At 33.1% G+C, this 23,270-nt stretch carries 18 protein-coding genes; 12 read left to right on the top strand and 6 right to left on the bottom strand.

Features of this window, described 5'->3' with window-relative positions; all coding sequences use genetic code 11:
• Positions 1-49: 49 nt before the first annotated feature.
• Complete coding sequence (locus WC622_RS09315) at positions 50-307, bottom strand: helix-turn-helix domain-containing protein (RefSeq protein WP_372819419.1); 258 nt, start codon at positions 305-307, stop codon at positions 50-52.
• A gap of 77 nt (positions 308-384) precedes the next feature.
• Entirely contained in the window at positions 385-1,578 is a 1,194-nt protein-coding gene (locus WC622_RS09310) for a class I SAM-dependent RNA methyltransferase (RefSeq protein ID WP_372819433.1), read from the bottom strand.
• 195 nt (positions 1,579-1,773) lie between these two features.
• Here WC622_RS09310 and WC622_RS09305 point away from each other — a divergent pair, with 195 nt between their 5' ends.
• From WC622_RS09305 to WC622_RS09295, 3 genes are all read left to right on the top strand, one after another.
• Entirely contained in the window at positions 1,774-2,142 is a 369-nt protein-coding gene (locus WC622_RS09305) for a DUF3127 domain-containing protein (RefSeq protein WP_372819418.1), read from the top strand.
• A gap of 147 nt (positions 2,143-2,289) precedes the next feature.
• Positions 2,290-4,128, top strand: a complete 1,839-nt coding sequence (locus tag WC622_RS09300; RefSeq protein WP_372819417.1) for a sensor histidine kinase — start codon at positions 2,290-2,292, stop codon at positions 4,126-4,128.
• A gap of 6 nt (positions 4,129-4,134) precedes the next feature.
• Positions 4,135-4,830 carry a response regulator transcription factor gene (locus WC622_RS09295; RefSeq protein ID WP_372819416.1) on the top strand — a complete coding sequence of 232 codons (696 nt, stop codon included), beginning with the start codon at positions 4,135-4,137 and terminating at the stop codon, positions 4,828-4,830.
• Between the two features lie 119 nt (positions 4,831-4,949).
• Here WC622_RS09295 and WC622_RS09290 read toward each other — a convergent pair whose 3' ends face one another.
• Both WC622_RS09290 and WC622_RS09285 read right to left on the bottom strand, forming a co-directional pair.
• A complete protein-coding gene (locus WC622_RS09290; protein WP_372819415.1) occupies positions 4,950-5,723 on the bottom strand; it encodes a GLPGLI family protein in 774 nt (257 codons plus the stop codon).
• A gap of 7 nt (positions 5,724-5,730) precedes the next feature.
• Positions 5,731-8,520, bottom strand: coding sequence for an outer membrane beta-barrel protein (locus WC622_RS09285; protein WP_372819414.1), 2,790 nt, complete (start codon positions 8,518-8,520; stop codon positions 5,731-5,733).
• Positions 8,521-8,665: 145 nt separating this feature from the next.
• Between WC622_RS09285 and WC622_RS09280 the strand changes: the two genes are divergently transcribed.
• Together WC622_RS09280 and WC622_RS09275 are read left to right on the top strand one after the other, a co-directional pair.
• On the top strand, positions 8,666-10,486 hold the full coding sequence (locus WC622_RS09280; protein WP_372819413.1) for a DUF4153 domain-containing protein: 1,821 nt from the start codon (positions 8,666-8,668) through the stop codon (positions 10,484-10,486).
• An 87-nt stretch (positions 10,487-10,573) separates the two neighbouring features.
• Positions 10,574-12,874: a helix-turn-helix domain-containing protein gene (locus WC622_RS09275; protein WP_372819412.1), complete on the top strand. Its 2,301-nt coding sequence runs from the start codon at positions 10,574-10,576 to the stop codon at positions 12,872-12,874.
• On the opposite strand, the gene dapF is transcribed toward WC622_RS09275, so the two are convergent.
• The gene (gene dapF / locus WC622_RS09270; RefSeq protein WP_372819411.1) at positions 12,871-13,653 is read right to left on the bottom strand and encodes a diaminopimelate epimerase; all 783 of its coding nucleotides are present in this window, start codon (positions 13,651-13,653) and stop codon (positions 12,871-12,873) included. The two genes, WC622_RS09275 and dapF, sit on opposite strands and share 4 nt — an antisense overlap.
• A 263-nt stretch (positions 13,654-13,916) precedes the next feature.
• Here dapF and WC622_RS09265 point away from each other — a divergent pair, with 263 nt between their 5' ends.
• The gene (locus tag WC622_RS09265) at positions 13,917-15,458 is read left to right on the top strand and encodes a trypsin-like peptidase domain-containing protein (RefSeq protein WP_372819410.1); all 1,542 of its coding nucleotides are present in this window, start codon (positions 13,917-13,919) and stop codon (positions 15,456-15,458) included.
• Positions 15,459-15,550: 92 nt separating this feature from the next.
• Here the strand turns inward: WC622_RS09265 and WC622_RS09260 are convergent, their stop codons facing one another.
• Positions 15,551-15,811, bottom strand: coding sequence for a helix-turn-helix domain-containing protein (locus tag WC622_RS09260; protein ID WP_372819409.1), 261 nt, complete (start codon positions 15,809-15,811; stop codon positions 15,551-15,553).
• Positions 15,812-16,024: 213 nt separating this feature from the next.
• Between WC622_RS09260 and WC622_RS09255 the strand changes: the two genes are divergently transcribed.
• From WC622_RS09255 to WC622_RS09230, 6 genes are all read left to right on the top strand, one after another.
• Positions 16,025-16,213, top strand: a complete 189-nt coding sequence (locus WC622_RS09255) for a hypothetical protein (protein ID WP_372819408.1) — start codon at positions 16,025-16,027, stop codon at positions 16,211-16,213.
• Between the two features lie 66 nt (positions 16,214-16,279).
• Positions 16,280-16,912: a hypothetical protein gene (locus WC622_RS09250; RefSeq protein WP_372819407.1), complete on the top strand. Its 633-nt coding sequence runs from the start codon at positions 16,280-16,282 to the stop codon at positions 16,910-16,912.
• Positions 16,913-16,970: 58 nt separating this feature from the next.
• Positions 16,971-18,128 carry an HlyD family secretion protein gene (locus tag WC622_RS09245; protein ID WP_372819406.1) on the top strand — a complete coding sequence of 386 codons (1,158 nt, stop codon included), beginning with the start codon at positions 16,971-16,973 and terminating at the stop codon, positions 18,126-18,128.
• 45 nt (positions 18,129-18,173) lie between these two features.
• The gene (locus WC622_RS09240; RefSeq protein WP_372819405.1) at positions 18,174-20,294 is read left to right on the top strand and encodes a peptidase domain-containing ABC transporter; all 2,121 of its coding nucleotides are present in this window, start codon (positions 18,174-18,176) and stop codon (positions 20,292-20,294) included.
• Positions 20,295-20,534: 240 nt separating this feature from the next.
• Entirely contained in the window at positions 20,535-21,233 is a 699-nt protein-coding gene (locus WC622_RS09235; RefSeq protein WP_372819404.1) for a succinate dehydrogenase cytochrome b subunit, read from the top strand.
• Positions 21,234-21,263: 30 nt separating this feature from the next.
• Entirely contained in the window at positions 21,264-23,243 is a 1,980-nt protein-coding gene (locus WC622_RS09230) for a fumarate reductase/succinate dehydrogenase flavoprotein subunit (protein ID WP_372819403.1), read from the top strand.
• Positions 23,244-23,270 lie beyond the last annotated feature (27 nt).

The following is a 23,270-nucleotide window of genomic DNA, read 5'->3' as shown; positions in this document are numbered from 1 at the left end:
CGCAAGGTATTCTGAATTTTATTGAAAACCGCTCGATGTTGAAAAATTGCTAAGCAAACGGACCTAATTTTTCAAATTTATCCTGATTGAAATATAAGAGCTGTGTTACTTCTACCTCTAAGATTAAGGCGATATGAAAAAGCCTATCTAAGGTGATTTTAGTATAACCCAATTCAATTTTGCTATACGCATTTTGTGATATTTCTAGCTTTGCGGCTAAATAATCTTGCGTATAATTTCGAAATTCTCTTACTTTTCTAATGTTACCCGCCACAGCTTGCATTTCTGCTTTTACCTTGTCTTTCATCTAATTAGTATAGGTTGATACCTACATAAACGAAAAAGTGGTAGTAACAGTTTTAATAAAATTTATTGGAATTAAATCTAGTCTAATTTTGCTTTTGGTCTTTCGTCTTCTGGTCGTCTAGTTCCATCGTATAATTCATACTCAAGCATACGACAATCTAGTTTTCCATTGTAGAATTCTATTTTTTTATCTGCTTTAAGTCCAATTTTCTTTGCCAAATCTGGATTTCCTGTAAAGATATACCCAAAATATCCTTTACAGTTCTTCTTCATGAAGTCTCCGATACGCTTATAGGTTAACTCCAGTTTACTGTGTACACCCAAACGCTCACCATATTCTGGATTGAAAACTACCACGCCTTTACCGCCTTCTGGAACAGGAGTTTCTTCGAAATCACAAACTTCGAAAGTAATTAAGGTATCTACGCCAGCTGTTTTAGCATTTCTTCGGCTTACATCAACTGCATCTTCAGAAATATCAGTGGCAATAATTTGTACATCTGTATTTTTAATGACCTGATCTTTCAAAATTCTTCGCTCTGCGAAAAATACTTCTTCATCATAGCCTAAAATGTGCATAAAACCATAATTCATCCTATATAATCCTGGTCGGCGATTGGTTGCTAGTAACGCAGCTTCAATTGCTAAAGTTCCCGAACCACACATTGGATTTACAAATGGAGATTTTTGATCCCATTGAGTTGCCATAATTGTGCTAGCTGCCAAAGCCTCTAACATTGGCGCTTTACCCGGTATTTTACGGTAACCATGTTTGGCTAAAGTTTCGCCACTAGTATCTATAAAAACATCAGCTTCGTCATCTTTCCAATACAAATGAATAACGGTTTTATTAGCATCAGAACCTGAGTTTGGACGGATATTTTTCTTTTCTCTGAAGCGATCTACAATTGCATCTTTCACTTTTAAATTTGCAAAAAGAGGCGTAGTTATCGTTGGATTATCTACGTTGGACGTTACAGAGAAATAACCAGCAAAATCAATTAATTCTTCCCATTCCATTGCCACTAAAGCGGTATACAATTCTTCGGGTGTATTAGCCTTAAAACTGTTTATGCAATATAAAATTTGACTTGCACATCTTAAGTTTAAGTTCAGTTTTATACATTCCGTTAACGTAATATTTAACTCAACACCTGTTGGAAAAGCCCTTACAATTTCATAGCCTAAAGCAGTAACTTCATCTTGTAAATAAGGCGAGAGCCTTTTATTGCAGGTAATAATTACCTTGCTTTTGGTTTGGAAAACTTGCATCATATTGTGGGCAAAGTTACCAATAAAAACAGATAATTAATTTTTGGATTGGATTTGTATATTATCTACGCTAAATTATCGTTATTCTATAATTAATTAACTAATAGTCTGTGTGGAAAACTTGATGTTTTTGAATGCAGATTTATCAATAAAATTTTAGAGATTTGGTTTGATAGTATAATTATAAGTTTTGATATGGAAATTAAAGGCAAGGTACACGAAATAGGTGCATTACAACAGGTAAGTGAAACGTTTAAAAAACGTGATTTAATTATAGAATACGCAGAAAATCCAACATATCCAGAGTATATTAGGTTTGAAGCTTTACAAGATAAGACGGCTTTATTCGATACGCTAAAAGCTGGTGATGAAGTAGAAGTTTCTTTCAATTTACGCGGTCGCCCGTGGACAAATAAAGAGGGAGTAACTTCATATTTTAACAGTTTGGTGGTTTGGCGCTTAACAACTTTAACTAATACTGCAGGTGCTGCAGCAGCTCCACAATATGCTGCTCCAGTAGATATTAATACTCCAGCGGGAGAAGAAGATGATCTTCCGTTCTAAAAATCTTTTTTAAGAAAACAGTTTGTTATTAAACCGTCCTTCCATAAAGGACGGTTTTTTTGTGTTTAAGCCATTGGTTGTTACTGTGTTAAAAAGTGTTAAAACACGGTTTTTTGGCAATTAATCATTTATTTTTGAATAGTTTAAATGAAGAAGAGAAGTCTTTGGTTAATAACCGCCTTAATGACCCTAGCATTGCTGGGTGTATTTGTAATGCAATTGTATTACATCAAGGAATCGTATACGCTAAAATCTCAGCTATTTGAACAAGATGTAAACCAAGCATTAAATGCTGTGGTTAATAAGGTGCAAAAGCAAAATGCAATTTCCCATATCACTAAAAAAGATCTTGATTTAAAAATACAAAAAGAGCAAAATGATTTAGATAGAGCTCAAAAATACGTTGATTTAAAAGAGAAATTTAATAAAGAGGAAGAAAAAAGAAAACAAGAAAAGTATCGTCAAATTTTAGCAGCACTAAATTATCAAGATACATTAATTAGAATGAACTTTGGAGATGCGGTAGTTATTTCTGAAGAAGAGTATGCTAATTTATCGGATTTAACGCATTCGGGTGTATTAATGGTTACTAAAGATTTGATGGATGCGAATGGGAATATTCTTCGCCGAATAGCTGCACTAAGATATGATCCTAATAGAGCCAGGACGTTTAATTTATCGCCCAACACTATGCCAGATACCATTAGATATTTGGTGCAAGATCCTAGAGATTTAAAACCATTGGGGGTTTCTGTTGCTACTATTGATGGCGCAATGGCTAAGAAGTTCAAAATAGAGGACGCTATTGCTAAAAGAAGATACCAGCAGGCCCTATTGCAATTAAGGGCAGATACTGTTAATTTATTAGATGATGGAAGTGTAAATGTTTACCAGGAGGCAGCTAAAGAGATGGCTGATAAAGATGTCCCGTTGGTAAAAAGAATTCCTAAAAGAGATAACTTAGACACGTTGATTAAAAAGGAATTACTCATTAGGAATATAAATATTGACTATGATTTTTGGGTAAAACTGGCAACAAAGGATTCAGTAATTTATCAAAATGCAGCTCATAACGAGGAGTATATTACTCCTTCGGGTTTATATAAGTTGCCTTTGTTTAGTAAAGATATTATAAGAGATCCAGGAATGTTGTATATCTATTTTCCAAGAAAGAACTCCTTAATATTTAGCAATCTGTCTGCTACTATGGCTTCATCAGCTGGATTGCTTTTAGTGCTCATCTTTATTTTTACCTATACTATTTATGCCATTATCAGACAGAAAAAGCTATCTGAAATGAAAACAGATTTCATTAATAATATGACTCATGAATTTAAAACTCCTGTTGCTACCATTATGATAGCCAGCGAAGCTCTAAAAGATCCAGAGGTTGTAGAAGATAAAAGCAGAATTAACCGACTGGCGAATATTATTTATGATGAAAATGTACGCTTAGGTAATCATATAGAACGTGTATTAAGTGTTGCGAGATTAGAGAAAAAGGAAATAAAACTAGAATTTAATCCTGTTAAGATAAATGATTTAATAACTGCCGTAGTGGATAGCATGAACCTGCAGTTGCAAAAAAGGAATGCGACTGTTACACTTAATTTAAATGCAACAATGGATGTAATTATGGGTGATGAATTACATTTATCTAACGTGATTTACAATTTAATTGATAATGCAAATAAGTATAGTGTAAGCGAACCGCAGATTGTAATAACTACTAAAAACGATGTCAAAAACTTGTATATTGAAGTAAGTGATAAAGGAATTGGAATGACGAAAGACCAAGCCAAGCGCATTTTCGATCAGTTTTACAGAGTGCCAACTGGCAATTTACATGATGTAAAAGGATTTGGACTGGGCTTGAATTATGTACAAGACATTGTAAACGAAATGAACGGAACAATAAAAGTACATAGTGAAAAAGATAAGGGAACTACATTTGAAGTGTGCTTGCCATTTAAACAAAGCAATTAAATAGATATGAAGAAGATCTTATTAGTAGAGGATGATCCTAATTTGGGTATGTTATTACAAGATTACCTACAGTTGAAAGGCAAGTTTGAGGTTGTTTTATGTACGGATGGTGAAGAGGGAATAAAGGCCTTTACTAAACAAAACTTTGATTTATGCATTTTAGATGTAATGATGCCCAAAAAAGATGGCTTCACATTAGGCAAGGAAATTAGAAAGACGAACCAACATGTACCTATTATTTTTGCAACTGCTAAAGCTATGATGGAAGATAAAGCTTCTGCTTACGATTTAGGTGGTGATGATTATATTACTAAACCTTTCCGGATTGAGGAATTGTTATTGCGAATTAATGCACTGTTAAAAAGAGCATCAGCGAAAGAAAATACTTCAAATGAACCAGTGCAAACTCATTTTGAAATAGGTCAATATACCTTTGATTATACCACACAGTTGATACATTTTAATGGTCAACAGCAGAAATTATCTACTAAAGAAGCTGAACTTTTGCAATTGCTTTGTTTAAAGAAAAATACTGTTTTAACTAGGGAAGAAGCATTATTAAGTATTTGGCATGATGACAATTACTTTAATGGTAGGAGCATGGATGTTTTTTTAAGTAAGCTTCGTAAATATTTAAAAGAAGATCCTAAAGTTGAGATCTTAAATGTACATGGTAAAGGATACAAATTGCTTGTAAACTAGATCGTTTATAGCAAAACTGCTGAAGATTGAATTTATACTTCAGATTTCTTTTATACAAAAATGGCAAGCATCATAAGATTGAGCTTGCCATTTATATTTGGTTTATTTCTTTTGTTTGGTTATAACAGAAAAGCTTTAAATGCATCTTTTGCATAATCTCCCCAATCTTTTAATGCCGATTGTAATGTAGCTATTAACCCAGCATTAGTTGTTGCTTTTCCTTTTACAGGTGCTTTCAATTTATCTTCTGTTATGGATTGGTCTGTTACACTCGTCGCAAACCAAGTGGTGTGCTCGTAAGGCAGCGCTACTCCTAAAATCATCCCAGGTAAACCTGAAAACGATTCGGGGCCACCAGAAACTGGTATTTCATCTGTATAAAAAGCAACTACATAAATAGAATCCATAATTAATGCGTTTGCTCTACGACAATCATAGCCAGCAATGTTTTTAATTTCATTGGTAATTTTCCAATTAATTTTTCTTGTACTGTCTTTTACTAAATAAGTTTCTTCATATACTTTTTTCTGACTTATACTCGTACCAGCTACAGTATTTGTGTAAATGGTGTTGTTTTGTTGTGCAGCAAAATCACCCCACATATTATTAGCAGGAACAGTTTCTTCTACTGGTTTAAACAAAGTTTGATCTTTTGAGAAAGTTAATGTGCTCTTTAAAACTTTGAACTGAGGCTGTGTTTTCTGATAGTTTTCGAACATCGGTTTCATGTAACTTTCGTTACGTGAAGTAATTTGTTTTTTAAGAAGGGCAAACATATTTACTCTTTTTTCGAACTCTATGGTGCCATGCTCAGCAAAACGAGCATTTTGAGCGAACGCTGATTGCATAGCAACTACTAACAAACAGGCGATTGTAATTTGATTAATTTTCATGCTATAATTATTTGGTTACCCCCATTTTGCTAAAATCCCAACTTACTGAATACATAAAATATCGTTTTATTGTAGTGTAACTATTTTGGGTTATCATGTTTCCACTTACGCGTCTGCTAAATCCAGTATTTTGATTTAATAAATCATTTCCAGAAAGAGTCATTTTTAAGTTATCTCCTTTAAAAAACGCTTTGCTAATAGATCCATTCCATATTACTCGAGTAAAATCTTCAGCAAATGATTGTGTTTTAGCAGTATATTCATAATTAGCATCAGATTTTAACTGTATTTTTCCGGGCAAGTATAAACTAAATTGTGCGCCACCATCAGCTCCCCATCCGTTGTTGTTGACATTTTTTTGTAAAGAAGTTTGTTGTGTATTGTAATTTGGGCCAAAGTAAAAGTAAAAGTCATATTTTTTCTCTTTGTATTTACTTAAAGAGATGTTCGCTGAATAATTATTTGAGGTCGATTTATTAAGCTCTTTGTTTACATAATTATATGAAGTACTACCAGAGGTATTTAAACTAATACCGCCATTAATTCCTAAGAACTTAATTTTTCTGTTTAAATCAAGATATGCACTATAATTAAAAGGAGTCTTACCAGTTAAATTGATAGATTGATATTCTGTTTTACCTGTTGATTTATCTATAGTTGTATTGTTTACAATTTGATTTCCAACAAAACTATATCTACCGCTTAAATAAATAGATTGATTACTTAATACTTTGTACGAATTGTAATTTACATTGAAACTGTTATTGTAAGATGGCTTTAAATTAGGATTACCTAATGGAATATTTAAAGGATCTGTATTCACTTTTACAGGTTGTAATTGCTCTACCGATGGTTGATTTGTGTAACCGCTATAACCTATTCTGAATGAACTCTGTTGCGAGAATTTATATTGATAACTTGCTTGTGGCATCCAATTGGTAAAACTTCTTTTATAACTGGTATTTGAATAAGCCTCGTGCTGATTAAAGTTAACAGCACTTATTTTAGTGCCCCAACTTACTACTGTTTTCAGCTTTTTATAATTGAATATTGCACCAGCTTGATTAATTAATTGATCTGCCTTAAAATCATTGCTATAATCGGCGTCTAACATATCGTAATTGCCTAGTGTAGATTTGTTGAAAGATTTTCTATCAGATCTACTATTGTTAATGCTTAATCCATAATTTAAGACTAAAGCTAAAGTCTTACTAAGAGGTTCGTTATAGGTAAGGTTTGAATTAAACACATTGCTTTTGCTATTTACAGTTTTAAATTGATCCGTAATTTCTGTTTTATAATTTATACCCTCTGGATTAAAAAATTGGTTTTTAGCATTTAAAAAACCTTCACTATCTTTTTCGCTAATCGATTCACTTAATCTTACAGAATAATTTCTACCTACTTTTTTAAGTTTTTTAGTGTAAAAAGCAGAGAAATTAAATGCCTTTTCATCTCCATTATTATCTACAGTGCGTTTGGTTGTGTTAAGTAAACTATTATCGCCACGATTACTCACAGAAGTATAATCGTTTGTAGTTTCGTTGTTTTTCAAACTTCCATCTGCCATTATTTTTAAGTTAGAAGTGGTGTCTAATTTAATTTGATATGTAGCATCTAACTTTTGTCTGAACATATAATTGTCAGTTAGTTTGGTAGAGTTACTATTGATAATACTATCAACTAAATTGTTTTGAGTGATGGTATTGTTGGAGCCAGTAACGCGTAAAGAACCAATTTTATAGTTTGTATTTAACGATTGTTTATCTGAATTCCACTTAGTATCATAATGTGCACCGCCATTGTGTGACACTGGTATACCTTCGCCATAATATCTTCCACCCCAAGAATCCAAATCATCTCCACTTCCTCCACTGATCATCATTCCACCATCTATAAATTCAACATTATCGCTTCCACCGCCAAATTTACCATTGTCTTCCCATCCTAAACCAGTTTTCCCGGTATTACTAGATGTACCATATAATGAAAATTTTTGCTTGGCTTTAAATTTATTGAACATTACCTGTCCTTGGTATAAATCATTAGTTGCAATTCCTGCATCAACTTTTCCGAAATAACCACTCTTTTTATCTTCTTTAAGTTTGATGTTAAGTGTTGTTGTTTTTTGCCCGTCATCAACACCAGTAAAAGCAGCTTGATCACTTGACTTTTCGAAAAGCTGAACTTTATCTACCATATCAGCTCTTAAATTTTTAGTCACTAATGTTGGATCATCACCAAAAAACTCTTCACCATCTACCAAAACTTTAGATACTGTTTTTCCTTGTGCTGTGATTTTTCCATCCTTGTCTACCTGCATACCAGGAAATTTCTTTAGCAAATCTTCTACTTTATCGTTAGGCTGGATGGTATAACTCCCTGCATTAAATTCGGTGGTATCGCCTTTAATTTTAATCGCTGCTGCTTGACCTTTAATAATTACCTCATTAAGTAATCTGGCCTTAGTTTTCATGTTGATTTGCTTAAAATCTATTATAGTTTTAACGGAATCAAGAGTGAAATTTGAAACGAAATCCGCATAATCTGGATAGGTGAGCAAAAGGATAAAATTTCCTTTTTTCATGGAGTTTATTGCAAATGAACCAGTCGTAGAAGCACGGGTATATTTAAACAATGTAGAATCTTTAGCATTTAATATACTAATTGTTGCGTTGTGAAGTTTGCTATTGTTAGCAGTATCTGCAACAATTCCTTTAACTGAGTAAGAATTTTGCGCAAAAATTGCCGTACAAAAGCTTAAGGAAAGCAAGACGGCTAGGCTTATAAATTTCATTTGTGAGGTTTTGTTTGGTTGGACTAAGGTATAACTAAATCTTTAATACTAAAAATTTAGTTAAATAAATTTAACATTAAATAACAATATTTAACATTTACCAAAACTTAATATCTATCGTATCTTTAAAGCACAGATTAGGATTATGAAACTACCATCTTTACAAATGCTCTGGCAAGGAACTAATCGAGTTTCTATGCGCTTCCCTCTACAATTTTTAATTGCTATTATTTCTACTGGAATATGGTGGTATTTAACTGACTTAGATTATAAAGAGCAAGAGCATACACATAATTTAGTAACAGCTTTAGCAGTTTGTAATTTAGCGCTAACACTTTTATTGGCTACAGATCTATTTTGTGAAGTTCATCATTATTCAAAATCCAAAAAGTGGATATTAAGAATTATTGTACTTGGAATTTCAATAGGTTTATACTTTTTGCTTAATCCATGGAGATATTTAATAGATGTTTATAGAATATTTCTTTTAGCTTTTGCTTTTCATTTGCTAGTTGCCTTTGCACCTTTTATCGGCAAATCAAATCTTAATGGTTTTTGGCAGTATAATAAAACACTTTTCCTTCGATTTTTAACATCTGCATTTTATGCTGCTGTTTTATATGCAGGTTTAGCGGTTGCCTTATTAGCAATAGATGGTTTGTTTGATGTAGATATTACATATAAAACTTACATGAAACTCTTTGCGGTGGTAAGTGCAGGATTTACTACTATTTTCTTTTTAGCTGGAATGCCAGATAATTTTGAAGCGCAAAATGAAGAACAATCTTACCCAAAGGGATTAAAAATTTTCACACAATACGTGCTTATTCCTTTAATGACAATCTATTTAGGCATTCTCTTGGTTTATGAAGTAAAAATTATTTTTCAGTGGACTTTACCCAAAGGCCTAGTTTCTACTTTAATTTTAGGCTATGCGGTATTCGGAATTTTATCGTTGCTTTTAATTTATCCAATAAAGGATAAAGAAGGCAATGGTTGGATGCGACTATTCTCTAGGTTCTTTTACTTAATGATGATTCCGTTAATTGTACTTTTGTTGCTTGCAATTGGAAAAAGAGTTTTTAGTTATGGAGTTACAGAATCCAGATATATTTTAATTGTTTTAGGAGTATGGCTCACTGCAATTACTGCTTATTTCCTAATCAGTAAAAAACAAAATATTAAAATCATTCCGATAAGCCTTTGTATTTTAGCATTGCTGGCAACTTATGGCCCACAAAGCGCATTTTCAGTTTCAAAATATTCACAAATTTCGAGACTAAAAATGTTAATGAAAAGCACAAATAAAAAGGAAATCGCAGAACAATCTGAAGTGGTAAGGTATTTAGTAGATAGACACGGGCTAACTTCCTTACAAAGTTTTACAACTGCAGATTTAGAAAATATAGAGACAAAAATCAATGCTAAAGTAAAATCTAAAGGAGTTTACAATTACGAGATAAAAAATCAAAAAATTGATACTGCTTTCAGCTTATTAAAAGTTAAAGATTCTAGATATGAAGACGATAATGAGAATGTTAACTTTGCTAATAAAGATAAAGGAGTAATCTCAGTAACTGGTTATGATGCAATTTTCTCATTTGACGAATATTCAGATTCCACAAAAGTATTCGATGGAACTATCTTCAAATTACATCAAAACCCAGAAAAGAAAGGAAGTAAAAAAAATAACAGATTAACAATAACTGTTGGTAAAGAAAATCCTTTTGATTTTAATTTAAATGCTTTGGCAAAAGAGGCTTACAATCTGTACAAAACAGATAAACTTATAAAAGCGGATTATAGTCATTATGAATATCCTTCAGAAAAAATGCAATTCATTCATCAAACAAAGCGCTATGATATTAAACTTGTAGTAACTACTATGAACGGTTATTATGACAACGATAAAAAAGATTTCGACTGGTTTGATTTTCAAGGTTTCCTATTGATTAGGAAGAATTAGAAAAAGCAGCTAACACAGTTTTGTACAAACCATAAAATTTGCAAAACGAAAAATGTATATTGTACAACCTGTGATTTAAAGAATAAAATGTTACAACCTATAGAAGAACTACAACCTGCCCAGCTTGCTGCAAAATTTATTAATTTAACGTCGAGACATATTTTTTTAACCGGTAAAGCTGGTACAGGTAAAACTACATTTCTTAGAAATCTAATTTCCTTAACCCATAAAAAAGCAGTAATTGTTGCGCCAACTGGCATTGCGGCAATTAATGCAGCTGGTGTAACTATTCATTCACTTTTCCAGTTGCCATTTGGAACCTTTTTACCAAGAGTTGCGCCAACTACTACTGTTACAGCATATCAACATTACCATACTCCAAAATCTATTGTAAAGCACTTGAATATGAACGCAACTAAGCGTCGTATTTTGCTTGATTTAGAATTATTAATTATTGACGAAGTAAGTATGTTGCGGGCAGATTTATTGGATGCAATTGATATGGTTTTACGTTATATCCGTAAAAATAATTCAGCAAGTTTTGGCGGAGTGCAAGTGTTGTTTATTGGCGATTTACATCAGCTACCACCAGTAGTTAAAAATGACGAATGGAACTTATTAAGTTCGTTTTATAAAAGTGCTTTTTTCTTTGATGCATTGGCTTTGGAAAAGGATAAACCAGTTTATATTGAATTGGAGAAAATTTATCGCCAAGCGGATGAAACTTTTATTCATTTACTAAATAATCTGCGGAATAACCAGGTTAATGAACAAGATATCGCTCTGCTTAAAACATATTATAAAGAAAATTATCAACCTGAACTTACGGATAATTATATTACCCTAACTACCCACAATAGCAAAGCAGATACACTAAATAAAAATAGCTTGAATAAGTTAGAAAACAAATCGTTTTTATATCATGCTACTATTGAAAAAGAGTTTAGTGAAAGTGCTTATCCAGCAGAAAAAACTTTAGAACTAAAAGTTGGTGCACAAGTGATGTTTATTAAAAACGATCCAACTGGCGAACAACGATTTTTTAACGGAAAAATAGCTGTGGTTACTAAATTAAGTAATGATTCTATTGAAGTACAAACCGATGGTTCGAGGCAAAATTTAATCATAGAAAAATATACTTGGAAAAATATTAAATACACAGCCAACAAAGTAAACAATGAAATAGAAGAAGAAATTGCTGGAACATTTACGCAGTTTCCATTAAAATTAGCGTGGGCAATTACGGTTCATAAAAGTCAGGGTTTAACTTTTGATAAAGCAATTATAGATATTGGAGATGCATTTGCACCTGGACAAATCTATGTGGCACTTTCACGTTTACGCTCGTTAAATGGTTTAGTGCTTACTTCATTAATTTCTGGCAAGGGAATTAGACAAGATCAAAATGTAACTTATTTTGCAAGAACAAAAGAGCAGCAAGAGGATTTGGTTGTTCAGATTAAAAAGGAAAGTGACGCGTTTTTAAAACATTCACTTTTGCAAAGCTTCAATTTTACGGTCATTGATAATTATGTTTTTGAACATGTTTTTAGTTATACCAAAGATGAAAAACGATCTACAAAGCAAACTCATTTAGCTTGGGCGGTAAAATTGCAACAAGATTTAATAGCACTAAAAGTAAATGCTGATAAATTTTTAAAACAGATAGAACGCTTGTTTATTATCGGTAATGCCGAAAGTTTAAACTTACTTTTAGAACGAACGGAAGCGGCGGTTAACTACTTCAATCCACAATTGAAACAAATGAGCGATTCTATTTTCGAATTAATAGAAATAGTTAAAACCGAAAAACAAACAAAAGAATATTTGGCTGAACTATTAGCTATGGAAGCCATGTTTTACGAGCAATTTAAAAAAATCCGTAAAGCAAAAGCAATGTTGGCTGCAGCAAATAACGGTGTAGAATTAACTAAAGAAGAAGTGCTGGCTTTGTATACATGTGCGAAAAGAGAAGAGCAGATTAAAACAGCTTACACCTTGCCAAATAAAAAAGAATTTAATCCGACAGAAGAAGATGATTTTAGTAAGCCAAGGTCGATAAGAAAACCCAAAACACCAGCTACGCCTAAAGAAGATACAAAGGAAGTTACGTTAGCTTTATTTAAAGAAGGCAAAACATTAGCTGAAATAGCAAAGGAACGTAAAGTAACGCAAAGTACAATTGAAGGTCATTTAGCACATTTTGTAGCAAAACAAGAAGTAAAAGCGAGTGATCTGATTTCTACAAAGAAATTGGATGAAATTACAGCTGCTATCGTTAAATTAAAATCTATTAGAATGAATGATATTCGCGAGCATTTGGGTAAGTCTTATGCTTTTGGAGAAATTAAAATCGCAATTGCAGCATATTTAGCGGAAGGGAATTAGAAATTAAGCTCTCCTTCAAAAACCTGTTCAGCTGGACCGCATAAAAATACATTAGTAAATCTCGAGCCGTCATAATCAAAGTTGATTTGCAGTTTACCGCCTAAAACTTCAACAGGAATTTCAATATGTCCGGGTTGTTTTTGTTGCGCCAATGCCATTGCTACGGCAGTAACGCCCGTGCCACACGCATAAGTTTCATCTTCTACGCCACGCTCAAATGTGCGCACAAACAAATAATCGCCTTTATCCTCAACAAAATTTACATTAATGCCATTCAATTTATAAGTATCGTTATTGCGAATATTTTTGCCAGCTGTAAATACATCCAGCTCTGCTAAATTTTTAACTTCTTGTATATAATGAGGAGAGCCAGTATTCAATACAAAAGCACTTCCATCGGTTTTAATCGTGTCAACATCAATCATTTGCAACTCTACCCAGTTGCCTTCTGCTGTAATTTTGGCATAATGAGGGCCATCAACTGCCAAAAAATTAGTTTCATTATCAATAACTCCTAAAAATTTGGCAAATGCCACAATGCAGCGACCACCATTTCCACACATACTTCCTATATTGCCATCAGAGTTGTAATACACCATTTCAAAATCATAGTCTTTATGATTTGTTAAGAACATCAAACCATCAGCTCCAATGCCAAAACGACGATCACAAAGTTTAGCTATGAGCTTATTATCAATGTTTTTTAATTCACTAACGCGATGATCAATTAAAATAAAATCATTACCTGCACCTTGATATTTATAGAATTTTATGTTCATTATTTCTTCATTTAAGCATCTAATATTTGCTTGCATTTAATGTTAAATCAATAGTTAAATTTGATTTAACATTTTTTAACACAAAATTAGATGTATTTGCTATACAAATATCGTTTATATGGTATTAAATTTGAGTAAATCATTCGTAAAAAGAATAAATTAATAAATAACAAATGAAAACCATCATGGGCATCCACTCTTTTAAATAAGATAGAAAGCTCATGATAGCTTCATTACCATTAAAAAAAACAATATAATAACAAATGAAAAAAATAGGATTAATAGTGTTAGCTGCATTTTTAGGAGGTGCAGTTGCAATTGGCGCTTATAAACTATTAGAGCGCAACAACGATAACTTTTCATTAACAGAGAAGCAAAATATGATGTTTGCCAATAATCCAATTAAAGTTGGATCATCGGGTGCGGTAGATTTTGTACAAGCTGCTGCAGCAGTTTCTCCAGCAGTTGTCCATATTAAAACAACATACGGAAATAGTTCATCTGATGACAATGGTGGTGGAATGGATGATATGTTAGAACAATTTTTTGGTAATGGTGGAAGGAGATTACGCGTACCTAGAGCTGCTTCAGGTTCAGGTGTAATTCTAACAGCCGACGGATATATTGTAACAAACAATCATGTAGTAGAAAATGCAGATAAAATTGAAGTTGTTTTATCAAATAGACGCAAAGTAACAGCAAAAGTAATTGGCAGAGATCCGAATACAGATTTAGCATTAATTAAAGTTGATGTGAATGGTTTACCTTTTGTTAAAATGGGAAATTCAGATAATGTCCAAGTTGGTGAATGGGTTTTAGCGGTAGGTTTCCCACTAGATTTACAAACTACTGTAACTGCTGGTATTGTGAGTGCAAAAGCACGTAATATTGGTATTTTAAACAGAACTCAACAACAACCAACTCGCGAAGAGTACGAAGAATATCAAAGAACTGGTAAAATGCCTGAACGTCCAGCAAATAATTCTATCGAATCTTATATTCAAACGGATGCGGCAATTAACCCAGGAAATAGTGGTGGTGCATTAGTTAATGCAAATGGAGAGTTAGTAGGTATCAATTCGGCAATTGCCTCAGAAACTGGAAGAAATGAAGGTTACGGGTTTGCAATTCCTGTAAATTTGGCAAAAAAAATATTAGAAGATTTTAAAGAATATGGTGTTGTAAAACGTGGTTACATCGGTGTGACTTTTCAAGCTTTAGATGCTGATGCTGCCGAAAAATTAAACGTGAAAGATATCAATGGTTTATATGTAAGCAGTGTACTTCCGGGTGGTGGTGCGGCATCTGCCGGAATAAAAGAAGGTGATATCATTAAAAAAGTAGAGGGTGTAGAAATTTATGACTCACCAGATTTACAAGAAAAAGTAGGCCGTATGCGCCCAGGCGATAAAATTGCTTTAACAGTTTTGAAAGCGGATGGTTCTACTAAAAATGTAAGTGTAACTTTAAAACCAGAAAGCAATATTACGTTAGCAGCAAAAAATGTAGAAAGCAAAACAACTGGAGCAACAATTAGCAAATTGGGAGCAAGTTTTGCACCAGCATCAGCAGCATTAAAAGCTAAATTTGGTGTTAAGGATGGTGTGGTAGTGACTAATGTAGAGCAAGGAAAATTGTTCGATTATTGGGATGTGAGCAAAGGATTGTTAATTACGAAAGTAAATGGTAAACCAGTAAATAGTGCTGCTGATATTGAAAAAGCATTGCCTACATCTCCAAATGGTAAAACAACTATTTCTGGATTTAACGAAAACGGTGGTTCATATACCATTTCATTTAATTAAAAATTAATATACATGTTATAATAATGGGGAGTGGTGGATGCCGCTCCCTTTTTTTTATGCTTTAATAATTAAATGAATATATTATATTCAGATTAATTATTTTGTGCACTACTATTATTCTCTTTTTGGGGGGATTTTAAAGTATTTACAACATCATTTAAGTTTGTAATATATGCAGGTTCTATTCCTAGTACATTCGCTATTTGAGCTAACCTCTCCTGGCTTATCAGAACTTCATTGCGTTCTATTTTACCGTAACTATTTACAGAAATGCCAATTAGCTTTGCCATTGCATCCTGCTTAAAATCAAACAGTATCCTTAATTTTCTAATGTTATCCCCTATGTTATTCATCCTATAGCGTTTATTCCTATAACAACTAATAATACTAGGGATGAATTATCTTTTGAGATTTACTAAAATAACATTTTTATTATTAATTTAATTTTTTTCAGGTTGATATTTTATCAACCCCAAAAATTTGGAAATACTCACAATGCCTAATACTTTAGTTTTCCCTAACCCAAAGAGATGGTTAGACTTTATAAATCTAAAATGAAAACTAAGATGAAAAAATTAGAATTACAGAGCTTTGGCGTTGTAGAATTGAACAACGATGAAATGAGAAAAACTGATGGGGGTGGCTGCCCAGGAATTGAATGGTTAATGGGTTATAACGACATTATGGCTATTGAAGATACATACGAAAGAGAATCTGCACTTTCGGCGTGGATGAGTGTATGGGCTAATCCATAGTTAAATCATAATACCTAGCTATGATATAGCTAGGTATTAATTAATTATTAAATATATTAAAGTCTTATGTTTAAATTCCTGTTTTTAATTCTATTAATTCCACAGTTGCTTTATGCCCAAAAATTGTCTTACATTATTAAAGGAAACTTTGATAAAGAACAAGAAAACAAATTTGTTTATTTATATACACAGAAAGTTGATGATAAACCAGAAGAATTATTAGTTCTTCCCATAATAGATAATCAGTTTTTGATAAAAGGAGATATAGATCGAAAGGGCCGTTCATTTAGTTCTGGTATTATTTTTTTAGGGAAAAACGACAAAATATCTCTCAAAGATTTCGATGATATGAAAATGGATTCTGAATTTTATATTAATGAGAAGATACTGTTTATATTAGAAGACAGTTTGCACATAGATTTCAAATCTCCATTAAATCAATCCATTGTACATGGTGGCAAGTTAAATGCAGAAAATGTTATTTTACAAAAGGAACTTAGAGAAGGTTCATATCTAACTTTTATAAATAACCATCTCGATTCTCTTTTCTCCATACTTTGCTTAAAGGCTATAGATTACGTTGCTAAATATTCAAATAAGCTATATGATATTGATATTGTAGCGTTATTTAATGGTTTATCTGATAGAGTCAAGCAATCTTTTGAGGGTAAAGAATTTGCAAAAAAGTACATAAAATAGTACTCCTTTTTAAATAATCGATTCGTGTACCTCAAGTATTACTCATCAACCTTGATTTATGTCATTTTTAGCAGAAACTAATTTACAAAATACTTCATTAGTTCACTTGCATCAAATCCGAATTCATAGCCAACTAATTTACACTGCAACTTTACTTGCTGTAGTTTTTAGCATAGCTAGCTTACCATTTTTATATACAACAGTTAGTGTAAAAGGGCAAGGTTTAATGCAAAGTAATGTAGAAAAAACAGAGTTATTAGCACCCGCCAATGGGCGTTTATTTAGTGTAAATTTAAAAGACAACCAAAAGGTAAAAAAGGGAGCTACCTTGTTAGTTATAGATGCAGCTTTACCAAACCAACAAAATGGTTTATTAAATGATCATGTTAAACAGTTACAACAACAATTGCAAGATGCAGAGAAACTGATAAGCGTAATTGATCAAGAACTGCGAACTGAAAATTTTCAATTGAAAACTGGTTTATACCAAGCAAGCTTACAACAATATCAAGAACAATTGAAAAATGCTACAAATACTACTCAGCAAGCAGAACGTATTTACAAACGTTACCAAATTTTATACAACAAAAAAGTAGTTACACAAGCAGAATACGAACAGTATAAGTTTAATTATGATCAAGCCCTTAGCGACGAGCAAATGGTGGGCAAGAAATATAAAAACCAATGGCAAACAGATGCCAACCAATACCGTAACGATTTAAGAGATTTGAAGAATCAAAAAGCACAATTAAACGAGCAAGAAAAACAATATATATTGAGAGCTACCATAACTGGCTCATTGCAAAACTTAACTGGTGTAGAAGCGGGCACCTATGTTTATGCCAACCAAAAATTAGGCGAAATTAGTCCAGATAGTGCGCTGTTGGCATTCTGCTATGTTAAACCTGCAGATATTGGTCTAATTAAAAATGGGCAAGAAGTTAGATGTCAATTAGAAGCTTTTAATTACAATCAATGGGGCATGCTTTTAGGCAAGGTAATAGATATAAGCAATGACATTGTTATGCTAGAACAAACCCCTTATTTTAGAGTGAAGTGTAAACTCGATAAAAATTTTCTTCAGCTTAAAAATGGATATAAAGGCTACGTTAAAAAAGGAATGACATTTAATGCGAATTTTACAATAGCTAAGCGCTCTTTTTATCAACTACTTTATGATAAGGTTGATGATTGGTTAAATCCAAGTGTATCTTAAAAACATCAATATAGGCCATCTCGCTTATCAATTAAATTTCAATTCATGTTAATAAAACAACGCGATATAACAGATTGCGGAGCAGCCTGTTTGGCCTCTATTGCAGCAAACTATAAGCTAAATCTTCCCGTTGCCAAAATTAGGCAATTAGCCAATACAGATAAAAAAGGAACAAATGTTTTAGGTTTAATAGAAGCAGCAAATAAACTGGGCTTTGAGGCAAAAGGTGTTAAAGGAACATTAGATAGTTTAAACAAAATTCCATTACCTGCTATTACTCATTTAGTTATTAAACAGCAATTACATCATTATGTTGTTATTTATAAAGTTACTAATACCTATATCCAATTAATGGATCCTGCAGATGGAAAAATGCACAAAAAAAATCTTACAGAATTTACTGCAGAGTGGACAGGCGTATTGGTGTTGCTACTACCAGGTGTTACATTTACCAAAGGGAATGAGAAAGTAAATGTAGAGCAACGTTTTTGGCAATTGTTAAAACCACATAAAAGCGTTGCAATACAAGCATTATTTGGTGCATTTGTTTATACCTTACTGGGTTTAAGCACTTCTATTTTTGTGCAAAAAATTACAGATTATGTTTTGGTAAATGGTAACAGAAGCCTACTCAATCTATTGAGTATAATCATGATTGGAATTTTGTTGCTACAACTTTTTATAGGAACCACCAAAACCATTTTCACTATGCGAACAGGGCAACAAATTGATGCTCGCTTGATATTGGGTTATTATAAACACCTTTTAAAACTACCCCAACACTTTTTTGATACCATGCGTGTTGGCGAAATTATTTCCAGAGTAAATGATGCGGTAAAAATAAGGGCTTTTATTAATGATGTTTCCATCAGCCTTGCTGTAAATGTGTTTATAGTAATTTTTGCATTTGCACTAATGTTCACCTATTACTGGAAACTGGCTTTGTTAATGCTAACCGTTATTCCATTATACCTTATTATTTTTTTTATTACCAATAAGCTGAACAAAAAAATACAACGCAAGTTGATGGAAGAAAGCGCCGAACTTGAAGCACAATTGGTAGAAAGTTTAAATGCTGTAAGTACAATAAAAAGATTCGGGTTAGAGGAATATACGAATACCAAAACTGAAACACGATTTATCCAGCTCTTAAAAACGATTTATAAATCTGGCTTAAATTCAGTTTTTTCTGGAACATCAACAGAGTTGATAGCACAGATGTTAACAATTGTGTTGTTGTGGGTTGGCGCAGGTTATGTGTTGGACAATCAAATTACACCAGGAGAACTTTTCTCTTTTTATACATTAATTGGATATTTTACTGGCCCGGCAGCTTCATTAATAGGAGCAAATAAAATAATACAAGATGCTGTAATTTCGGCAGATAGGCTTTTTGAGATTATGGATTTGGAAATTGAAAATGATACCAATAATATTGAACTAACGAAAGAGATTATTGGAGATATCAGATTCGAAAATGTAGGTTTTAGATATGGTACGAGAGTTAATGTTTTTGATGATTTGAACTTGAATGTTGAAGCGGGAAAATTTACTGCAATAGTTGGTGAAAGTGGTTCGGGCAAAAGCACCTTAATGGCACTTTTGCAAAATATTTATCCCGTACAGAATGGCAATATTTTTATTGGTAAAAATGCTATCAAATATTTAAATAATGCCTCTTTAAGAACTTTGTTAAGTGTTGTGCCACAACAAATAGACCTTTTTGCTGGGAATGTAATAGACAATATTGCTATTGGCGATTACGAGCCAGATTTACAGCACATTATTCAAATTTGTACCCAGTTAGGTATTATAGAATTCATAGAGAGTTTGCCAGAAGGTTTTAAGACTTATTTAGGCGAAAATGGGACCTCGCTTTCGGGCGGTCAGCGGCAACGTATTGCTATAGCTAGAGCTTTATATCGCAATCCAGAAATTCTAATATTGGATGAAGCCACTTCTTCATTAGATTCTGCTTCTGAGCTCTATGTACAAGGTACTATTAAACTTTTATTGACTCAGCAAAAAACTATCATCATTATTGCCCACCGCTTAAGTACAATAACAAAAGCTGATAAGATAATTGTACTACACAAAGGTAAAGTTGTGGAAGAAGGAAACCACAATGCATTGATTAATTCAAATGGCTATTATACTAAATTATGAAAGCAACAATTTGGATAATTTGTTTTAAACTTATAAGTCATTTTCAATCAAATGTCACTCCTTTTTTGTGCTTTAATAATTATAAATGAGAAGATTAGATCTGTTATAAACATCGAATTTTCGCCTAATTTTTTTAGAACGTTTCTAAATAGCTTCTTTATTGGTTTTTTATGCCGAGCATTCCTATTTTAATTCATATTTTAAATACTTTTGCACTAACTGAATAAAAAATAAAAGCTAATGGGTAGTATCGCAAATGCTTTTTCCTCATCTATAGGAAAAAAACTAATAATGGGCATCACAGGCCTTTTTCTAATCTCTTTTTTAGTAGTACACTGTTTTCTAAATTCTTTTGTATTTTTTGATAAAACAGGAGTTTTATTTAATGAAGGTGCTCATTTTATGGCAACCAATTGGATCATTAGAGCTATGGAAGTTGTTTTAATGTTGGGTTTATTGCTTCACATTATTCAAGGTGCTCGTTTAACTTTTGAAAATCAAGCTGCAAGACCAGTAAAATATGCTTACAATGATGGTAATGCTAACAGTAAATGGTATTCTCGTTCAATGGGCCTTCTTGGTACATTATTGTTAGTGTTTTTAATTGTGCATTTATCTGATTTTTGGATTGTTTCACGTTTTACAGGTATTGAGCAATTTAATGGCGGGACTCCGCTAGATGCAGCTGGACATGAAGACTTATACGCGGTAATGCATGCTAAATTTAGTGAGCCTTCGCGAGTTGTTTTATATGTGCTTGCCATGGTGTCTTTAGGTTATCACTTATTACATGGTTTTGCATCAACATTTCAAACTATGGGTTGGAACCACAAAAAATACACTCCGATTATTAAAGTAATCGGCGTTTGGTTTTCGATCCTTATTCCTTTACTTTTTGCCTTAATGCCAATCGCAATTTATTTCGGTTGGAGTTTATAAAATAATTTTGAACGAATAAAGCTATATATAATGTCAGCAATAAATTCAAATATACCAGAAGGAGATGTAACCACTAAATGGACGAAATTTAAATCGTCTGTGGCTTTGGTTAATCCTTCGAACAAAAGAACTTTAGAAGTGATTATAGTAGGTTCTGGTTTAGCTGGGGCATCTGCTGCAGCAACTTTGGCCGAAATGGGTTACAAAGTGAAATGCTTCTGTTTTCAAGATTCACCACGTAGGGCGCACTCTATTGCTGCTCAAGGTGGTATCAATGCCGCAAAAAATTATCAAAATGATGGCGATAGCACCTATCGTTTATTTTATGATACCATTAAAGGTGGAGATTACCGTTCTCGTGAAGCAAACGTTTACCGCTTAGCAGAAGTAAGTGCAAATATTATCGATCAATGTGTAGCTCAAGGGGTTCCTTTAGCCCGTGAATATGGTGGTTTGTTAGATAACCGTTCATTCGGTGGTACACAAGTTCAACGTACTTTTTATGCAGCTGGTCAAACTGGTCAACAGTTATTGTTAGGTGCGTATTCGGCATTGGAGCGTCAAATTGGAAGGGGAAAAGTAGAAATGTTTACCCGCCATGAAATGCTTGAAGTAGTTAAAATTGATGGTAAAGCTCGTGGTATTATCGCTCGTAACTTAATTACTGGTGAGTTAGAACGTCACTTTGGTCATGCAGTGGTTTTAGGGACTGGTGGTTACGGAAACGTATTCTATTTGTCTACTAATGCAATGGGAAGTAACGTAACTGCGGCTTGGAAAGCGAATAAACAAGGTGCATTTTTTGCAAATCCTTGCTATACTCAAATACACCCAACGTGTATCCCAGTTTCTGGAGATCATCAATCTAAATTAACCTTAATGTCTGAGTCGTTACGTAATGATGGACGTATTTGGGTGCCAAAAATGAAAGATGACACACGTAAACCTCAAGATATTCCTGAAGAGGAAAGAGATTACTATTTAGAGCGTCGTTATCCTGCTTTTGGTAACTTGGTTCCACGTGATGTGGCTTCTCGTGCTGCAAAAGAAAGATGTGATGCAGGTTACGGAGTTGGTGCTTCAAAATTGGCTGTTTATTTAGATTTTAAAGCAAATACTGAACGCTACGGTAGAATTGAAGCTTCAAAAGCTGGTAATCATCATCCTGATAAGGAAACCTGTATGCGTTTAGGTTTAGAGGTGATTAAGGAAAAATACGGTAACCTGTTCGATATGTATGCGCAGATCACTGGTGAAAATCCTTATGAAACACCAATGCGTATTTACCCTGCGGTTCACTATACTATGGGTGGTTTATGGGTTGATTATAACTTGATGACAACTGTTCCAGGTTTGTATTGTACAGGTGAAGCAAAGTTCTCAGATCATGGTGCGAATCGTTTAGGTGCATCGGCGTTAATGCAAGGTTTGGCCGATGGGTATTTTGTTCTTCCTTATACAATCGGAGCTTACTTATCAAAAGAGATTTCAGTTAAAGCAATTCCAACAGATCATCCAGCATTTGCTGAAGCAGAAGCCAAAGCAAAAGGAATTTTAGATACTTTGATTGGTGTTAAAGGAACTAAATCTGTAGATTATTTCCACAAAAAATTAGGTTTAATTATGTGGGATAAATGTGGAATGGCTCGTAATGCTGAAGGTTTAAGATCAGCGATAGCTGAAATACAACAATTGAAAAAGGACTTTTGGAGTGATGTTCGTGTGCCAGGATCAGCAGATGAATATAACCCAGAATTAGAAAAAGCAGGCCGTGTTGCAGATTTTATCGAATTAGGAGAATTGATGTGCATGGATGCATTAAATCGTAATGAAAGCTGCGGTGGTCACTTCCGTGAAGAATATCAAACCGAAGAGGGAGAAGCGTTACGTGATGATGAAAACTATGCATACGTAGCGGCTTGGGAAAATAAAGGTGATGGAACTTTTGAACTTCATAAAGAAGAATTGAAGTTTGAAAATATTAAAATAGCACAAAGAAGTTATAAATAGTTAAAAGTACATAGTGCTTTTAACTTA

Origin of the sequence: Pedobacter sp., assembly GCF_041662865.1 — a bacterium.
GTDB lineage: Bacteria > Bacteroidota > Bacteroidia > Sphingobacteriales > Sphingobacteriaceae > Pedobacter.
This window is presented reverse-complemented; position numbering and strand designations above follow the sequence as displayed.